Annotated in this window: 18 protein-coding genes, 1 tRNA gene and 1 riboswitch; of the genes, 11 read left to right on the top strand and 8 right to left on the bottom strand. The window is 69.8% G+C overall.

Annotation, left to right across the window (positions count from 1 at the left end):
- Positions 1 to 19 precede the first annotated feature (19 nt).
- Entirely contained in the window at positions 20 to 1,318 is a 1,299-nt protein-coding gene (locus LNW72_RS16180) for a PTS transporter subunit EIIC (RefSeq protein WP_250976062.1), read from the bottom strand.
- 237 nt (positions 1,319 to 1,555) lie between these two features.
- Between LNW72_RS16180 and LNW72_RS16175 the strand changes: the two genes are divergently transcribed.
- From LNW72_RS16175 to rdgB, 4 genes are all read left to right on the top strand, one after another.
- Positions 1,556 to 1,795 (top strand): glucose PTS transporter subunit EIIB, encoded by a 240-nt coding sequence (locus LNW72_RS16175; protein WP_138356607.1) that lies wholly within the window; start codon positions 1,556 to 1,558, stop codon positions 1,793 to 1,795.
- A 121-nt stretch (positions 1,796 to 1,916) separates the two neighbouring features.
- Positions 1,917 to 2,639 carry a ribonuclease PH gene (rph, locus tag LNW72_RS16170; protein ID WP_250976061.1) on the top strand — a complete coding sequence of 241 codons (723 nt, stop codon included), beginning with the start codon at positions 1,917 to 1,919 and terminating at the stop codon, positions 2,637 to 2,639.
- A gap of 128 nt (positions 2,640 to 2,767) precedes the next feature.
- Positions 2,768 to 3,157, top strand: a complete 390-nt coding sequence (locus tag LNW72_RS16165; RefSeq protein ID WP_250976060.1) for a hypothetical protein — start codon at positions 2,768 to 2,770, stop codon at positions 3,155 to 3,157.
- A gap of 39 nt (positions 3,158 to 3,196) precedes the next feature.
- A complete protein-coding gene (gene rdgB, locus LNW72_RS16160) occupies positions 3,197 to 3,799 on the top strand; it encodes an RdgB/HAM1 family non-canonical purine NTP pyrophosphatase (protein ID WP_250976059.1) in 603 nt (200 codons plus the stop codon).
- A gap of 59 nt (positions 3,800 to 3,858) precedes the next feature.
- Here rdgB and LNW72_RS16155 read toward each other — a convergent pair.
- The 5 genes from LNW72_RS16155 to bcp all read right to left on the bottom strand — a co-directional run bounded on the left by LNW72_RS16155 (position 3,859) and on the right by bcp (position 7,702).
- A tRNA-Leu gene (locus LNW72_RS16155) sits at positions 3,859 to 3,943 on the bottom strand.
- A 46-nt stretch (positions 3,944 to 3,989) separates the two neighbouring features.
- The gene (locus LNW72_RS16150; protein WP_250976058.1) at positions 3,990 to 5,000 is read right to left on the bottom strand and encodes an HNH endonuclease signature motif containing protein; all 1,011 of its coding nucleotides are present in this window, start codon (positions 4,998 to 5,000) and stop codon (positions 3,990 to 3,992) included.
- On the bottom strand, positions 5,001 to 5,450 hold the full coding sequence (locus tag LNW72_RS16145; protein ID WP_308401952.1) for an HNH endonuclease: 450 nt from the start codon (positions 5,448 to 5,450) through the stop codon (positions 5,001 to 5,003).
- A 162-nt stretch (positions 5,451 to 5,612) separates the two neighbouring features.
- On the bottom strand, positions 5,613 to 7,121 hold the full coding sequence (gene proP, locus LNW72_RS16140; protein ID WP_250976057.1) for a glycine betaine/L-proline transporter ProP: 1,509 nt from the start codon (positions 7,119 to 7,121) through the stop codon (positions 5,613 to 5,615).
- 113 nt (positions 7,122 to 7,234) lie between these two features.
- Complete coding sequence (gene bcp, locus LNW72_RS16135; protein ID WP_250976056.1) at positions 7,235 to 7,702, bottom strand: thioredoxin-dependent thiol peroxidase; 468 nt, start codon at positions 7,700 to 7,702, stop codon at positions 7,235 to 7,237.
- 131 nt (positions 7,703 to 7,833) lie between these two features.
- Here bcp and LNW72_RS16130 point away from each other — a divergent pair, with 131 nt between their 5' ends.
- The 3 genes from LNW72_RS16130 to LNW72_RS16120 all read left to right on the top strand — a co-directional run bounded on the left by LNW72_RS16130 (position 7,834) and on the right by LNW72_RS16120 (position 8,928).
- Positions 7,834 to 8,157: a DUF3618 domain-containing protein gene (locus tag LNW72_RS16130; RefSeq protein WP_138356614.1), complete on the top strand. Its 324-nt coding sequence runs from the start codon at positions 7,834 to 7,836 to the stop codon at positions 8,155 to 8,157.
- 49 nt (positions 8,158 to 8,206) lie between these two features.
- Entirely contained in the window at positions 8,207 to 8,509 is a 303-nt protein-coding gene (locus LNW72_RS16125; protein ID WP_250980180.1) for a co-chaperone GroES, read from the top strand.
- A riboswitch (guanidine-III (ykkC-III) riboswitch) is annotated at positions 8,509 to 8,575 on the top strand. Its footprint overlaps the gene before it by 1 nt.
- A 32-nt stretch (positions 8,576 to 8,607) precedes the next feature.
- Positions 8,608 to 8,928 carry a multidrug efflux SMR transporter gene (locus tag LNW72_RS16120; protein ID WP_138356615.1) on the top strand — a complete coding sequence of 107 codons (321 nt, stop codon included), beginning with the start codon at positions 8,608 to 8,610 and terminating at the stop codon, positions 8,926 to 8,928.
- A 21-nt stretch (positions 8,929 to 8,949) separates the two neighbouring features.
- Here the strand turns inward: LNW72_RS16120 and LNW72_RS16115 are convergent, their stop codons facing one another.
- Positions 8,950 to 11,214: a transglycosylase domain-containing protein gene (locus LNW72_RS16115; RefSeq protein WP_250976055.1), complete on the bottom strand. Its 2,265-nt coding sequence runs from the start codon at positions 11,212 to 11,214 to the stop codon at positions 8,950 to 8,952.
- Positions 11,215 to 11,501: 287 nt separating this feature from the next.
- On the opposite strand from LNW72_RS16115, the gene LNW72_RS16110 reads away from it, so the two are divergent.
- The 3 genes from LNW72_RS16110 (at position 11,502) to LNW72_RS16100 (ending at position 14,234) form a co-directional block, all read left to right on the top strand.
- A complete protein-coding gene (locus LNW72_RS16110) occupies positions 11,502 to 12,302 on the top strand; it encodes an ABC-2 family transporter protein (RefSeq protein ID WP_250980179.1) in 801 nt (266 codons plus the stop codon).
- 136 nt (positions 12,303 to 12,438) lie between these two features.
- Complete coding sequence (locus tag LNW72_RS16105) at positions 12,439 to 13,203, top strand: ABC transporter permease (protein WP_250980178.1); 765 nt, start codon at positions 12,439 to 12,441, stop codon at positions 13,201 to 13,203.
- 20 nt (positions 13,204 to 13,223) lie between these two features.
- Positions 13,224 to 14,234 (top strand): ATP-binding cassette domain-containing protein, encoded by a 1,011-nt coding sequence (locus tag LNW72_RS16100; protein WP_250976054.1) that lies wholly within the window; start codon positions 13,224 to 13,226, stop codon positions 14,232 to 14,234.
- A gap of 6 nt (positions 14,235 to 14,240) precedes the next feature.
- On the opposite strand, the gene LNW72_RS16095 is transcribed toward LNW72_RS16100, so the two are convergent.
- Positions 14,241 to 15,383, bottom strand: a complete 1,143-nt coding sequence (locus tag LNW72_RS16095) for an aminotransferase class V-fold PLP-dependent enzyme (RefSeq protein ID WP_250976053.1) — start codon at positions 15,381 to 15,383, stop codon at positions 14,241 to 14,243.
- Positions 15,384 to 15,539: 156 nt separating this feature from the next.
- Between LNW72_RS16095 and LNW72_RS16090 the strand changes: the two genes are divergently transcribed.
- Positions 15,540 to 16,871: a DUF445 domain-containing protein gene (locus LNW72_RS16090; RefSeq protein ID WP_374117271.1), complete on the top strand. Its 1,332-nt coding sequence runs from the start codon at positions 15,540 to 15,542 to the stop codon at positions 16,869 to 16,871.
- Positions 16,872 to 16,899: the final 28 nt, after the last annotated feature.

Genomic DNA, 16,899 nt, shown 5'->3' with positions numbered 1-16,899 from the left:
TATCCGGGATATTGCCGGGCTATTTGACGTTCTCCGCCTCCAGCGCGTCCCCCACCTCGTCCGGCTCGCGGCCGGGCGTCTCCAGATTGAACTTGGTGATCACGAAGCGGAAGAGGGCGTAATACACCACCGCGAAGCAGAGCCCGATCGGAATGATCATCCAGGGTTTGGTGGCCAGCCCCCAGTTGATGACGTAGTCGATCAGACCCGCCGAGAAGCTGAAGCCGTCATGCACGCCCAGCCCCCAGGTGACCGCCATCGAGAGGCCGGTCAGCAACGCGTGGATCGCGAACAGCAGAGGGGCGATGAACAGGAACGAGTACTCGATCGGCTCCGTGATACCGGTGATCAGCGACGTCAGACCGATCGACAGCATCATGCCGCTGACCTCCTTGCGGCGGTGCGGCTTGGCGCAGTGCGCCATCGCCAGCGCGGCGGCCGGCAGCGCGAACATCATGATCGGGAAGAAGCCCGAGGTGAACTGACCCGCGGTCGGGTCACCCGCCAGGAACCGGGTGATGTCGCCGTGCACGACCGTCCCGTCCGGCTTGGTGAAGTTGCCGAACTGGAACCACACGAACACGTTCAGGAACTGATGCAGACCGATCGTCAGCAGCGCGCGGTTGGCGACACCGAAGATGCCCGAACCGCCCGAACCCAGGTCCACCAGCCACTCGCTGAAACTGGTGAGCGCATCCCCGATCGGCGGCCAGATCCACAGGCAGAGCACCGCGAAGACGATCGCCACGAACGACATGATGATCGGCACCAGCCGGCGGCCGTTGAAGAACCCGAGCCAGTCCACCAGCTTGGTGCGGTGGTACCGCTGCCAGAAGTAGGCCGTCGCCAGACCGATCACGATGCCGCCGAAAACCCCCGGATTCTGGTAGGCGGCCGCGGTGACCGACGTGCCCGCGAGACAGACCCCCTGAAGGAAGTCGCCGGCCTCGCAGTCCTGCGGGAACTGACGCAGCACGTTGTAGTAGACGAGGAAGCCCGCGACCGCCGCCAGCGCGGTCGAGCCGTCCGCCTTCTTGGCCATACCGATCGCCACACCCACGGCGAACAGCATCGGCAGACCCAGCGAACCGTCCAGCAGCGCCCCGCCCGCACCCGCGAAGACCTTCGCGACCTTGTCCCAGCCCAGCCCGTCCGCACCGAAGACATCCGGTTGGCCGAGCCGGTTCAGGATGCCCGCCGCGGGAAGCACCGCGATCGGCAACTGCAGGCTGCGCCCCATCTTCTGCAGCCCCTGGAAGAAGACGCTGGTCCACTTCTTCCGGGGTTGCTGCCCGACGGCGGCGTTCTCCGAACTCATCGGTGGCCTCCTGGTGGCTGCCGGCCCGGCAGCTGTCGCGTCGCCTGTGTTTTGTCGCCAGGCCCAAAGTGGTGTAGACCATTTACGACGTGGGTGGCACTACGCCCCCGAGGGCACGGCACCAGTGATCGTTATCTTTCGTCACAAACCGGAACCCTGCCCGCGAAGATGGGCCAAACGTGCGTTACCGTTTGAAACCGGGCCGGGCCGCCGGGCCGAGACACTCAGGAGTGAGCAATGGCCACCAAGGCTGAGCAGATCGTCGCCGGACTCGGCGGACTCGACAACATCGAAGAGGTCGAGGGCTGCATCACCCGCCTCCGCACCGAGGTGAAGGACCCCGGCCTCGTCGACGAGGCCGCCCTCAAGAAGGCCGGCGCCCACGGCGTCGTCAAGATGGGCACCGCGATCCAGGTCGTCATCGGCACCGACGCCGACCCCATCGCCGCCGACATCGAAGACATGATGGACAACTGAGCTCACCGGACAACTGAGCCCACAGCACAACTGAGCTCACCCCTCAGCGCACCACCCACACCCGCGGGGGCCCGTTCCGACACCGGAACGGGCCCCCGCCGTTTGTCGATAGGCTCGAACCATGTCTCGATTCGATGGCCGCACCCCCGAACAGCTCCGCCCCGTCACCATCCAGCGCGGATGGAGCAAGCACGCCGAGGGCTCGGTCCTCGTCTCCTTCGGCGACACCAAAGTCCTCTGCACCGCCAGCGCCACCCAAGGCGTACCCCGCTGGCGCAAGGGCAGCGGCGAAGGCTGGGTCACCGCCGAATACTCCATGCTCCCGCGCGCCACCAACACCCGCGGCGACCGCGAATCCGTCCGCGGCAAGATCGGCGGCCGCACCCACGAGATCTCCCGCCTCATCGGCCGCTCGCTCCGCGCCGTCATCGACTACAAAGCCCTCGGCGAGAACACCATCGTCCTCGACTGCGACGTCCTCCAGGCCGACGGCGGCACCCGCACCGCCGCCATCACCGGCGCCTACGTCGCCCTCGCCGACGCCGTCACCTGGATGCAGCAGAAGAAGCTCATCCGCGCCAGCGCCAAACCCCTCACCGGCACCGTCGCCGCCGTCAGCGTCGGCATCGTCGACGGCGTACCGCTCCTCGACCTCGCCTACGAGGAAGACGTCAAGGCCGAGACCGACATGAACGTCGTCTGCACCGGCGACGGCCGCTTCATCGAAGTCCAGGGCACCGCCGAAGGCGCCCCCTTCGACCGCACCGAACTCAACGCCCTCCTCGACCTCGCCGTCGGCGGCTGCGCCGAACTGACCGCAGCTCAGCTCGCCGTACTCGGCTAGGGCCTGTTCGGCTCGAGCACCCACCACGAAACCTGTCACTTTCGCGCAACCAGGCAACTGGGGCGGTGCGCGGCGCGTGTCTACCGATACAGATCTCACACGGAGATCCCCGGGGGAGGAACCCACCCATGGCCACGCGCCGCCGCATCACCGTCGCCGCCCTCGCGGCGGCCGCCGCCCTGACGCTCCCGGCCGCCGCCGGCTGCAGCGCCATCGACAAGGCACTCGACTGCGCCCACGTGGCCGCCGCGGTCGCCGGCGACGTCCAGAACCTGCAGAACGCCGTCGGCAACGCCGGCAACAGCCCCCAGGACGCCGTCAACGCCCTCGACCAGATCTCCCGCGACCTCAAGGACGTCGGCAACAAGACCGGCAACGCCGACGTCAGCAAGGCCGTCAACGACCTCAACACCGCGGTCAAGAACGCCCGCACCGCCGCCAACAACGGCACCACCCCGGACGTGACGCCGGTCGCGGACGCGGCCGGCGAACTCACCAAGGTCTGCACCCCGGGCTGACGGCCGGGCCGCGCTTCCCGCCAGGAGATAATCGACGCCATGCAGCGCCTTGTCCTCGCGACCCGAAACGCCCACAAAGTCACCGAACTCCGCGCCATCCTCGCCGACACAGGTCTCGCCGTGGACCTCGTCGGTGCGGACGCCTACCCCGAGATCCCCGACGTCAAGGAAACCGGCGTCACCTTCGCCGAGAACGCCCTCCTCAAGGCCCACGCCCTGGCCCAGGCCACCGGCCTGCCCGCCGTCGCCGACGACTCCGGCCTCTGCGTCGACGTCCTCGGCGGCGCCCCCGGCATCTTCTCCGCCCGCTGGGCCGGCACCCACGGCGACGACGCCGCCAACCTCGCCCTCCTGCTCGCCCAGCTCTCCGACATCGACGACACCCACCGCGCCGCGCACTTCGCGTGCGCGGCCGCCCTCGCCCTCCCCGACGGCACCGAACGCGTCGTGGAAGGCCGCCTCCCCGGCACCCTCCGCCACACCCCTGCGGGCAGCGGCGGCTTCGGCTACGACCCGATCCTCCAGCCGCTGGGCGACACCCGCACGTGCGCGGAACTGACCCCGTCGGAGAAGAACGCGATCAGCCACCGGGGGGAAGCGTTCCGTGGGCTGGCGCCGATCGTGGCCGAGCTTCTCGGCTGAGAAACGCCGAAGGCCCGATCCGAGCAGTGCTCGGATCGGGCCTTCGATTCAAAGCCAAGTGCGGCCGGTGGGATTCGAACCCACACGAGGTATGACCTCACTGGGACCTAAACCCAGCATGACTGCCAGTTCCATCACGGCCGCATGTTTTGGTCATGCTACCGGCTGCCCTTGCTGGGTTCACGCGGTTTCAGCCCGTTGTCGGCTTGCTCTTACCCCCTCGGCACCACGTGGCCGTGGTGGCGTGGCAATTGGGGCACAGATAGCGGAGGTTCTCCCGGCGGTTGTCGAGCCAGTCGCCGTTGATGTGGTCGATCTGCAGGGTGACGGGCTTGCCCAGCCACTCACCCTCGTTGCCGCAGGAGACACAGCGGTACGGAACCCCGAGCTCACCGAGTGCCCGATGGAGCCGAGGACGATTCACGCGAGGCGACCCCTTGGGGCGCATTCGAAGCACCTCGGCGGCCACGGGTTTCGGCTCGGCCACTCGCACCGTGCCCCAGGTCCTGCGCTTGAAGTGGCCGGTATCCAGGCCGAGTCCGGTGACCAGCCGCCGTACTCTGCGGTGGTTCGTGTCGTTCACGGGCACTCCCACCGACCGCATGACATCAGCGAAGCTGGTGGCGCTGGCCACCGCCTCTCGCACATGGTCTTCGGGGAGGGCGAGCCGCCCGTTGCGGAAGTGGGCGATATCGATGCCCAGCTCTCCGAGCAGGCGCCGGAGCGCCGCACGGGAGCCGCTGTCGTCGGGGATACCCAGGTGCCTGGCCATACCGCGGATGCTGGTCGTCGCTGCGGCCGCGGTCCTGAGCTCCTCGTCGGTGAACGGCAGATCCCGTTGCGGACGGTTCAGGGCGGGGAAGTGATCGGTGTCGATCCCCGCTGCGGCGATCCGGCGCCGGATGTGGGACAGCGTTCCCGTGGCCGGTGGCGCGCCTAATTTCTGGACGACCTCGCGCAGCGTGCTCGACGAGGCGACGGCTTCGGTGATGGCCTCGTCGGGATACTTGCGCCAGGGGCTGCGCTGCTTGAAGTGGCTGGTGTCGATCCCGAACTCGGCTGCCGCCTCCTGCACCGACCTGCGGCGCCCCCCGGTGATCTCAAAGCCGAGCCGCCGGATCAGGTCGCTCCAGTTCACCGCTTGGGCCGCTGCCTCGGTGAGACGCTCGGCGTCGTACGGGTTGTCTGCGCGGTCCGCCACCTAGGCCACCTCCCCGTGCGGGAGGCCGGGGCGTACAGCGACGGACGAAGCGCGCCTGCCGCCGGCCCACGGCGGCCGCAGGACCAAGCCCGCTCCGACCGCCGTGCGTCCCTGGCGCACTTGCGTGGAGCGGGATGCGTCGAGGCCCAACGCCGTGATGCGGCGGCCGATGTGGGCCTGGTTGCCGCCGACCGGGTTGATCCCGAGGCGGCGGACGACCTCGGCCACGCTGCGCGAGCAGGCGACCAGTTCGCGCAGGGTCTCTTCGGTGTGCCGCACGCGGCCGGTGGTGAAGTGCGCGATGTCGATGCCCGCTTGGGACATCTTGGTGCGGAGATAGCTTCGGCTGCCCGGCGTCGGATCGCCTCCGCACCACCGGACGGCCTCGTCGAGGTTCGTCGTTTCCCGGGCGGCTTCGGTGAGCAGGGCGCGGGTGTATCTGATCGGCATGGGATCCCCCTCCGGATCGGGTCGGTGGGAGGGGGATTCCGGGCAGCCGTGGGCGGGGGAATCCCTCGCTCACCGGTGGTGGCTGCAGAGCCTGGGTGCGGCCGCGTGTCGCAGCCTCGTACGTATTAACGAGGCATTCGGGTGACGGTCACGCCGGGTGGGTCAGAAGCGGGGGGACGGGGACCGGGCGGCGCAGAGTTCTGCGGCTTCGGCGTCGGTGGCGACGGCGGGTGGGGAGCCGGCCAGGGGTTGTTGGGCGGTTTCCTTCATGCAGGCGACGGCGATGACGCCGACGAGGGCCGCGGCCATGGAGTAGTACGCGGGCATCATGTCGCTGCCGGTCAGGCTGATGAGGCCGGTGATCACCAGGGGGGTGGTGCCGCCGAAGAGGGAGGCGGAGAGGTTGTAGCCGACCGAGAGGGAGCCGTAGCGGACCTGGGTGGGGAAGAGCGCCGGGAGGGCGGCGGACATGGTGCCGAGGAGGCAGACGAGGGAGAGGCCGAGCATCAGCATGCCGGCGGCGACGGCGGGCAGGCTGCCCTGTTTGACGAGCAGGAACGCGGGGGCGGTGAGGACGAGGAAGCCGAGCATGCCGGTCATGAGGAGCGGTTTGCGGCCGAAGTGGTCGCTGAGGCGGCCGACCTGATTGATCACCAGCATCAGGAAGACCATGACGGCGAGCAGGATGAGCAGGCCGTGGGTCTCGTTGTAGTGGAGTTCGTCGGTGAGGTAGGTCGGCATGTAGGAGAGCAGCATGTAGTCGGTGATGTTGTACGCGCCGACGAGGGCGATGCAGAGGATGAGGGTCGGCCAGTAGTTGGTGAAGATCTTGGCGAGGTCGCCCTTGGCGGTGGTCTCGACGCCGTTGGCGGCGTCGGAGGCGCGGGCGGTGTCGGTGCCGAGTTTCTGGAAGGCGGGGGTCTCGTCGAGCTTGAGGCGGAGGTAGAGGCCGATCAGGCCGATCGGGCCGGCGACGAGGAAGGGGATGCGCCAGCCCCAGCTCTGCATGCTGCCGTCGTCGAGGACGGTGGTGAGGATCGTGACGAGTCCGGCGGCGCCGATGTAGCCGGCGAGGGTGCCGAATTCGAGGAAGCTGCCGAAGTAGCCGCGGCGTTTGTCGGGGGCGTATTCGGCGATGAAGGTGGAGGCGCCGCCGTATTCGCCGCCGGTGGAGAAGCCCTGGACCAGCCGGAAGAGGATCAGCAGGACGGGTGACCAGAAGCCGATGGCGGCGTAGGAGGGGATCAGGCCGATCGCGAAGGTGCCGACGGCCATCATGATCATGGTGAGGGCGAGGACCTTCTTGCGGCCGACCTTGTCGCCCATGGGTCCGAAGACCATGCCGCCGATGGGGCGGACGAGGAACGCGACGGCGAAGGTCGCGAAGGACGAGAGCAGCTGGACGGTGTCGCTTCCCGAAGGGAAGAAGACATGGCCGATGGTGACGGCCAGGTAGCTGTAGATGCCGAAGTCGAACCACTCCATGGCGTTGCCGAGCGACGCGGCTTTCACGGCGCGCTTGACGGCGGCCTCGTCGGTGACGGTGATGTCGCTGCGGCGCAGCGGCGGGTTCTTGCTGCGCCGGATGACCCGGAAGAGGCCAGGGTGGCGGCGGCGGGCGCCGTGCTCGGCCTCGGTTTCGGCCGTGGGGTCGGCTTCGCGGGTCGGCACAGGGAGTCCTCTCGTTCGGTGGTTCTCGTCCGAGGGTCTCTTCTGCGCGATGGGTGCGGGAGTAAACCAAAGCCCCGTTTTCCGGGACTTTGGTCACTCCGCCGCTGATCTGCTCAGACCTTGAGGTCCTTGATGAGCTTGGCGACGTGGCCGGTGGCCTTGACGTTGTAGAAGGCGTGTTCGACCTTGCCGTCGGCGCCGACGATGACGGTGGAGCGGATGACGCCGGTGACGGTCTTGCCGTAGAGCTTCTTCTCGCCGAAGGCGGCGTAGGCCTCGAGGACCTTCTTGTCGGGATCGCCCACCAGGGTGACCTTCAGGTTTTCCTTTTCGCGGAACTTGGCGAGCTTCTCGGGCTTGTCGGGGGAGACGCCGATCACGTCGTAGCCGGCGGCGGCGAGCAGGTCGAGGTTGTCGGTGAAGTCGCAGGCCTGCTTGGTGCAGCCGGGGGTGAGGGCGGCCGGGTAGAAGTACACGATGACTTGGCGGCCCGCGTGGTCGGCGAGGGAGACGGGTTTGCCGTCGGCGTCCGGGAGGGTGAAGGCGGGGGCGGTGTCGCCGGGCTGGAGGCGTTCGGTCATGGGTGGTGGCTCCTTACGCGGTACACGCGGGGTACTCCCGGGTACGCAAACGGGGTGCCGACGGGGCGCGGTCCGCGTCGGGCTGACAGACTGTCCGTCACGGTACCGGTCTAGGCGTTGGAGGCAGTGCGGTGTCGGAAGGCAGGACTCCCGCCCAGATTGAGGCGGAGATCTCCCGTAGGCGGCAGGATCTGGCCGCGACGCTGGACGAGATCGCGGTAAGGGTGCATCCGAGTACGGTCGCGCGGGACATGAAGGCGAAGGCCTTCTCCGCGGTGGACCGCACGGCGGGCCGGGCCTTCGTGGGGGTGAATCGCGCGGTGAGTGATGCGCGCGGGCACTTCGTGTCGGAGGACGGTGTGCTGCGGGTGGACCGGGTGGTGCCGGTGGCGGTGGCCGCGGTGGCGCTGGTCGCGGTGGTGGCCGGGCTCTCGGTCCGCCGGCGTCGCCGGTAACGTCGTCGCCGTGAGTTCCAAGAATGAGCACGACAAGCTGCCGATCCGGATGCTGCATGACCGGGTGCTGGTCAGGGCCGAAGGTTCCGAGGGGGAGCGCCGCTCGGGTGGCGGCATCCTCATTCCCGCCACGGCCGCGGTGGGCCGCCGGCTGGCGTGGGCCGCGGTGGTCGCGGTGGGCCAGAACGTGCGGACGGTGGAGGTCGGGGACCGGGTGCTGTACGACCCGGAGGACCGGGCCGAGGTCGAGGTGCGGGGTGTCGCGTACGTGCTGATGCGTGAGCGGGATCTGCACGCGGTCGCGTCGGAGCGGCTGCAGGGGTCGGAGGACTCTACGGGCCTTTACCTTTAGTTTGCTATGGTCGGAGAGAGCCCGACGAGACGCGCCGTACCGGGACCCATGCAAAGACGACGCACCCCCTGGAAGCAAGCAACCATGGAGGTGCCGTCATGGCATGGGTCCTTTTGTGCGTCGCGGGTCTGGTCGAGGTCGCCTGGTCGATCGGTATGAAGTACACCGAGGGGTTCACCCGGCTGTGGCCGAGTGTGTTCACGGGTGCGGGCATCGTGGTGAGCATGGTGCTGCTGGCGCAGGCCGCGAAGACGCTGCCGATCGGTACGGCGTACGGCGTGTGGGTGGGCATCGGTGCCGCCGGGGCGGCGGTCCTGGGCATGGTGGTGCTGGGTGAGCCGGCGACCGCCGCCCGGATCTTCTTCATCTGTCTGCTGCTGGTGGCCGTGGTGGGCCTGAAGGCCACCTCGGGCCACTAGCGTCCCGGGCCCGCCCGGGCGCTAGCCCCCGTCCGGGCCGCCGTCCCCGCCGTCCCCGCCGCCTCCGACCGCGCCGCCGCTGGGCAGCAGGGTCGGGGGTCCGCTGGTCTCGGGCGGGGTCTCGGTGGGGGTTTCCGTCGGGGTTTCCGACGGTGTCTCGGACGGGGTCCGGGACGGTGTCTGCGACGGGGTCCGGGAGGGCGTCTGCGACGGGGTCTCGGACGGTGTCGATGACGTGGGCGGTGTGCTGGGGGCCTCGGTCGGGGCGGTGGCGCCGTCCTGCAGTTGGAGGTCGAAGTCGATGTCCTCGGTGCCGCTGAGGGCGGCCTCGGTGTAGGCGGCCCAGACCTCGCCGGGCGCGCCGCCGCCGTTGACGCGCGGTACTCCGAGTGCTCCGTTGAGCGATTCGAGTCTGCCGGTGTCGGAGTTCTGGCCCATCACGGCGACGACGGTGACGAGGTTCGGGGTGTAGCCGGCGAACCAGGCGGCCTTGTCGTCGTCGATGGTGCCGGTCTTGGCGGCGGAGGTGCGGCCGGACTCCTGGGCGACGGAGGCGGTGCCGCCGTCGACGACGCTCTGCAGGATGGACGTGGTGGTGTCGGCGGCCTCACGGGAGACGGCCTGCTTGGCGTCGCGCTTGGGGAGGCCGAGGTCGCCGCCGTCCTTGGTGATCTTCTCGACGAGGGTGTACGGGATGTACTTGCCGTGGTTGGCGAGGGTCGCGTAGCCCTGGGCCATGGCGAGGGGACTGGCTTCCATGGTGCCGAGCGCCATCGAGGGAAAGGCGTTGAGCGACTTGGTGGCCGGCAGGCCCAGCGCGTGCACGGTGTTGACGACGTTGTCGGGACCGACGTCCTGGGCCATCTGGGCGTAGACCGCGTTGACCGAGTTGTCCATGGCCTTGGTGACGGTGATGTCGCCGTAGTCCCGCTGGTCCTCGTTGGGCGGCGCGTAGCCGACGGGGCCGTTGGGGCCGATCACCGGGCGGCGGTTGTCGCCGTCGTAGATGGTGCGCGGGGTGATCGTGCGGCCGTCCTGCGTCTGGGAGTTGTTCTGGACGGCGGAGGCGAAGATGTAGGGCTTGAACGTCGAGCCGACCTGGTAGTCGGTCCTGGTGGCGTTGTTGACGTACTGCTTGGTGTAGTCGATGCCGCCGTACATGGCGACGACCTTGCCGGTGGCGGGGTCGATGGAGGCGCCGCCGGCGCGGACGTAGCTGTCGGCCTTGGTGGTGCCGAGCTGGTCGTAGACCTTTTTCTTGGTGGCGGCGACGAAGGCGTCCTCCTTGTCCTTCTGGATCGTGGTGACGATCCGGTAGCCGCCGGCGCGCAGGGTTTCCGCGTCGATGATGTTGTTGTCGGCGAGGTAGTCGTTGACGGCCTCGATGAGGTAGCCGCGCTGGCCGGTCTTGCTGGCGGCGGGCTTGGGCTTGCCGGGGGTGGGGAAGGTGATGACGGCGCGTTCGGCGGCGTTGAGCCAGCCTTCCTTCACCATGCCGTCGAGGACGTAGTTCCACCGGGCCTGGGCCTTGGGGATGTTCTGCGGGTGGGCGACGACGTCGTACTCGCTGGGGGCGTTGAGGAGGGTGGCGAGGTAGGCGCCTTCGGCGGTGGTGAGTTTGTCGGCGTCCTTGCTGAAGTAGGCCTGGGAGGCGGCCTGGATGCCGTAGGAGTTGCGGCCGAAGTAGCTGGTGTTCAGATATCCCTCAAGGATTTCGTCCTTGGTTTCATTGCGGTCGAGTTTGATCGCGATGAAGAATTCCTTGACCTTGCGAAGTGCGGTCTGCTCCTGGTTGAGGTAATAGTTCTTCACGTACTGCTGGGTGATCGTGGAGCCGGACTGTTTGCCCTTGCCGGTGACGGTGTTCCAGGCGGCGCGGATCATCCCTTTCGGGCTGACGGCGGACTCGTGGTAAAAGCCGCGGTCCTCGGCGGAGAGCGCCGCGTACTGGGCGGTCCTGGCGATCTGGGCGAGGGTGACGTTCTCGCGGTTGATCTCGCCGTCGCGGGCCAGTTCGGTCTTTCCGTCGGCGTAGAAGTAGACGTTGCTCTGTGCGGTGGCGGCGGCGTTGGGGTTCGGGATCGGCACCAGGGCGTAGCCGATGAAGAACCCGCCGATGCTGATGAGCAGGACGATGATGACGGTGCTGGTCACCATCCGCCAGGTCGGGATGAGCCGGCCGAGGCCGGTGCGCTTGGGCCGTCCTCTCCGGTTGAGGACCGGCGGTCGGGGCTCCCAGCCTGGCGAAGCGTTACTGCTTTTCTGCTGCTCCGGCTCGTCGCTCATGTCTGTTAGGACTCCTCCGCCGCCGCCGGGGTTGGTCCGCGACGGAACATCTTGGGTCAATCGTTACGTACGCCCCGTTGAACACTGTCGCATCATCCGTGCTTGTGCGATCAACGGCGCGCACCCGTGACAGGGCTGTGACAGGCCGAATGGCTGATCCGGTGCACTCGAAAGGGTGGAAAACCATTGGCGGGTCCTCCCGATGGGCGATTAAGCTCGGCAGCTTTGGCGCGAACGGCGGGTGCGGGACCAGGCCCTGACGGAGGGGACGTGGGGGAGTGGGCGGCATCCGGCTGTACGCGGCGGTCGCGCTGAGCGGGTTCCGGCGGTTCGCGACGTATCGGGTGGCGACGGCCGCCGGTGTCTTCACCAACACCGTCTTCGGCTTCATCCTCGCCTACACCTATGTCGCGTTGTGGGACGCGCGTCCGGGGCTGGGCGGTTACGACCGGTCCCAGGCGCTGACGTATGTGTGGGTCGGCCAGGCGCTGCTGATGACCACGGCGATGATGGGCGGCGGTTTCCAGGACGAGTTGATCGAGCGGATCCGTACCGGGGACGTGGCGATCGATCTGTACCGGCCCGCCGACCTGCAGTTGTGGTGGCTCGCCACCGACCTGGGCCGGGCGGCCTTCCATCTGCTGGGCCGGGGCGTCGTCCCGCTGCTGATCGGCTCGCTCGCCTTCGATCTGGCGCTGCCGGCCGGCCCGCTGACCTGGCTGTTGTTCCTGGTGTCGGTGGCGCTGGGGGTCGTCGTCAGTTTCGCGCTGCGCTATCTCGTCGTGCTGAGCGCGTTCTGGCTGCTCGACGGCGCCGGGGTGAGCCAGATCGCCGGGCTGGCCAGCATGTTCTTCTCGGGCGCGCTGCTGCCGCTGACGCTGTTCCCGGGCTGGCTGGGGGAGCTGGCGCGGGCGCTGCCGTGGGCGGCGCTGCAGCAGATCCCCGCCGATGTCTTCCTCGGCCGGCACACCGGCACCGGTCTGCTGCGGGTGTTCGCCTTCCAGGCCGGCTGGGCGCTGGCGCTGCTCGCGGCCGGGCGGGCGCTGCAGTCCGTGGCGACCAGGAAGGTGGTGGTGCAGGGTGGTTGAGGGCGGAGCAGTCGAGAACCGGGCGGCCGAGCGGGTGGTGGCCGGCGGCGGTGCGGCCGGGTTCCGGGCGGTCGACCACAGCGCGCCCGAGCGCCGGGTGGTCGACGGGCTGCGGGTGTACGGGCTGATCGTCGCGATGTGGGTGCGGTCGACGATGGCGTACCGGGCGTCGTTCCTGATGACCGCGCTCGGGAACTTCGCGACCACGGGACTGGACTTCGCCACGATCCTGTTGATGTTCTCCCACGTCACGACGCTGGGCGGGTTCTCGCTGCCCGAGGTGGCGTTCCTGTACGGGACGACCAGCACCGCCTTCGGGCTGGCCGATCTGACGATGGGCAGCATGGACCGGCTCGGGCGCCGGGTGCGGGACGGCACGCTGGACACGCTGCTGCTGCGCCCGGTGCCGGTGCTCGCGCAGGTGGCCGCCGACCGGTTCGCGCTGCGGCGGCTGGGGCGCATCACGCAGGGCTCGCTGGTGCTGGGGTGGTCGCTGAGCCGCCTCGACATCGACTGGACGGTGCTGAAGGTGCTGATGATGCCGATGATGCTGCTCAGCGGGGGTGCGATCTTCGGGGCGGTGTTCGTGGCCGGGGCGGCCTTCCAGTTCTGGGCGGGTGACGCGTCCGAGGTGCAGAACTCCTTCACGTACGGCGGGAACACGCTGCTGCAGTACCCGCCGTCGATCTTCGCCAAGGACCTGGTGCGCGGCGTCACCTTCATCGTGCCGCTGGCGTTCGTCAACTGGCTGCCCGCGCTGCGGATCCTGGGCCGTGACGATCCGCTGGCGCTGCCGGGGTGGCTGGACTTCGCGTCGCCGCTGGTGGCGGTGGCGTGCTGCGCGGTGGCCGGGCTGGCGTGGCGGACGGGTCTGCGGTCGTACCGGAGCACGGGAAGCTGAGGGGACGGAAGGTGGGGACAGTGGACGGCGACGGCGCGCACATCGAACTCGACGCGGTGGAGAAGGTCTTCGACGTGCGCCGCAAGTCCGGGCGGTGGCGGCGGGAGCGGCATCAGGTGCCGGCGGTCGACGGGATCTCGTTCTCGGTGCCGCGCGGCGAGATGGTCGGGTACATCGGGCCGAACGGGGCCGGGAAGTCCACCACCATCAAGATGCTGACGGGGATCCTGATGCCCAGCGGCGGGCGGGTGCGGGTCGCGGGGATCGACCCGTCGCGGGACCGGACGAAGCTGGCGCGGCGGATCGGGGTGGTCTTCGGGCAGCGCACCACCCTGTGGTGGGACCTGCCGCTGAAGGACTCCTACCAGCTGGTGCGGCGCATGTACCGGATCGAGGACGGGCGGTACGCGAAGAACCTCGCGCGCTGCGTCGACCTCCTCGACCTCGGCCCGCTGCTGGACGTGCCGGTGCGCCAGCTGTCGCTGGGGCAGCGGATGCGCGGCGACATCGCGGCGGCGCTGCTGCACGATCCGGAGGTGCTGTACCTGGACGAGCCGACCATCGGTCTCGATGTGGTCAGCAAGGCGAAGGTGCGGGAGTTCCTGCGGACGGTCAACGCCGAGCAGGGCACGACGGTGCTGCTGACCACGCACGATCTGACCGACATCGAGCAGCTCTGCGAGCGGGTGATGGTCATCGACCACGGGCGGCTGATGTACGACGGCGGGCTGAGCGGGCTGCACGCGGTGGGGGAGAGCGAGCGCACGCTCGTCGTCGACTTCGAACGGGAGCTGCCGGCGGTGGTGGTGGCGGGCGCGCGGTGCGTGAAGGTCGAGGGGCCGCGCCAGTGGCTGGCGTTCCCGGCGGCGGCCAGCGCGGCGCCGCTGGTCGCCGACCTGGCGGCGCGCTATCCGCTGGTGGACCTGTCGGTGCGGGAGCCGGCGATCGAGGACGTCATCGCGCGGATGTACTCGTCGGCGCCGGTGCCGGCTCAGACGGCGGTCCCGGCGGCGGGACGTCCGGCGGAGTGAGGACGTTCAGCGCAGTGAGTTGAGGGCCGCGTGCACGCGGTCGACGGCGGCCAGCGGGGTCGAGGCGTGCGCCGACAGGCGCAGCGAGTCCGCGCGGACCGTCGGGGTGACCTCGTACCTGTGCAGCGCCTTGGCGACGAGCCGCGGGTCGGTGCCGGGGATGCGGAAGGAGACGATGCCGGCGCGCTGCTCGGGGGCGACGGGGGACAGCACCTCGCCGCCGCAGGCCAGAACGGTGTCGATGAGTTGGGCCACCCGGGTGGTGATGTGCTCCTCGATGGCGGGCACCCCGGACCGTTCGACGAGTTCCAGGGCGGCGGCGAAGGCGGCCGCGGTGACGGGGCTCAGGTTGGTGATGCTCCACCGCTGGGCGCCGGCGGCGGGCGGGTGCTCCCGGTCGTCGAAGAGGCCCGCGTCCTCGACGCCGGTCCAGCCGGTGAGGACGGGCTCCAGCCGCTCCAGCGCCCGGTCGGACAGCGCGGCGAAACCGGTGCCCCAGCCGGCCCGCAGCCACTTCTGGCCGCCGGTGACGACGACGTCCGCGACCTGCCAGGGCAGGTCGGCGACCCCGAAGCCCTGGATGGCGTCCACGACGAGCAGCCGGTCGCCGATCACCTCGCGGATCGCGGCCAGGTCGGCGCGGTGGCCGGTGCGGAAGTCCACGGCGCTCAGCGCCACGGCCACCACGTCACCGGCGCCGGGTCCGGTCAGGGCGTCGCGGACGGTGTCGGGGGTGATCAGGCCCCGCTGGTCGGGTTCCAGCAGGCGCGGTACGGCCCTGCCGACCTCCCCGGCACGCTGCCACGGGTACCGGTTGGCGGGGAATTCCCCGGACGGGACGAGCACGGTGCCGCCGGTGATGCCGAAGGCGGCGTGGAACAGTCCGGTGGACGTGTTCGGCAGCAGCACGATGTGGCCGGGGTCGGTCCCGGCCAGCCGGGCGGCGGCCTCCCGGGCCCGGGGTTCGGCGCGCATCAGGTCGTCCACCGTGCTGTGGGTGGCACGGGCGGAGTCGGCCAGGGCCTGCGCCGTGGCGTCCAGGACGTCGCGGGACGGCGGGCCGTAGCGGGCGAAGTCCAGGTACCCCTCGGGCTCCTCGAAGTGTCCGGCGTAGCCGGGCAGCCCTCCGGTCCTGTCCTGCGCTGTCATGGCGGCTCGCTCCCTCGGTGCGGGGTCCCCGGACGGCGTCCGCGGCCGTCCCGCCGTTCCTGGCGTGACTTCCCGGGACGCGGGGAACCTGTTGTTCGTTCCCAGGTTGGCAGTGGCGGTGACGATACGCGGGTGGAGCGGATGGAAGCAGCGGTAATGAGCGATCCAGGCGGCGGTCCGGACGACGGTCCACGCGGCGGTGCACCGGCCGGTCCTGGCACGGTGCTGAGCGCGACGGAGGCCGCCGACGCGGGGCGGCGCCGCGGGGTCCGCCGGATGAAGGTGATCGCGACCGGGCTGCTGCTCGCCGCGACGGTGGTCTACGCCCTGGCGAAGTGGGCGGACTCGGCCGGCGCCGGTCCCTGGGCGGGGTACGTCGCGGCGGCCGCGGAGGCGGGCATGGTCGGTGCGATGGCGGACTGGTTCGCCGTCACGGCGCTGTTCCGCCGCCCGCTGGGACTGCCGATCCCGCACACCGCGATCATCCCGACGAAGAAGGACGCCCTCGGCCACAGCCTGGGCGATTTCGTCGGCGAGAACTTCCTGTCGGCCGATGTCGTCAGGACCCGGCTGCGGGCCGTCGGCATCGGCTCGCGGCTCGGCACCTGGCTCGCCGATCCCGAGCACGCCGACAAGGTGACGGAGCAGGCCGCGGCGGCGCTGCGCGGGGTGCTGAAGGTGCTGCGGGACTCCGACGTCCAGGCGGTGGTCGGTGAGGCGATCACCCGGCGGGCGGAGGGCCAGGAGGTGGCGCCGGGCGTCGGCAGGATGCTGGAGCGGGTCGTCGCGGACGGCGGCCACCGGCGGGTGGTCGACCTGGTCTGTGTGCGGGCGCACGACTGGCTGGTGGAGCACGGCGACTCGGTGATGGACGCGGTGCAGGGCGGCGCGCCGGGGTGGACGCCCCGGTTCGTGGACCGCAAGGTCGGTGAGCGGGTCTACAAGGAGCTGGTGCGCTTCACCGCCGAGATGCGCGACATGCCGGACCACCCGGCGCGCGGGGCGGTGGACCGGTTCCTGGGGGACTTCGCCGTCGAGCTGCAGTCCGATCCGGACACCCGTGAGCGCGTCGAGCGGCTGAAGAAGGATTTGCTGGCGCGCGGCGAGGTGCAGGATCTGATCGAGTCGGCGTGGACCGCGGTCCGCGGCATGGTCGTGGCCGCCGCCGAGGACGAGCGCAGCGAGCTGCGGCTGCGGACCCGCGCGTCGCTGCTGTCGCTGGGCGCCCGGATGGCGACCGACCCGGCCCTGCAGGCGAAGGTGGACGGCTGGCTGGAGGACGCCGCCACGTATGTGGTGACGACCTACCGGGACGAGATCACCTCCCTGATCACCGAGACGGTGGCGGGCTGGGACGCCGACCAGACGTCCCGCAAGATCGAGGCGCATGTGGGGCGTGACCTGCAGTTCATCCGGATCAACGGCACGGTCGTCGGAGCGCTGGCGGGGCTCGCGATCTACTCGGCGTCCCGGCTCTTCGCCGGCTAGGAACGTTCCGCCGGACAGGCCCCTGTCC

The organism is Streptomyces sp. RKAG293 (genome assembly GCF_023701745.1).
Taxonomy (GTDB): domain Bacteria; phylum Actinomycetota; class Actinomycetes; order Streptomycetales; family Streptomycetaceae; genus Actinacidiphila.
Note: the sequence above shows the minus strand (reverse complement) of the source record. Positions and strands in the feature narration are given on the sequence as shown.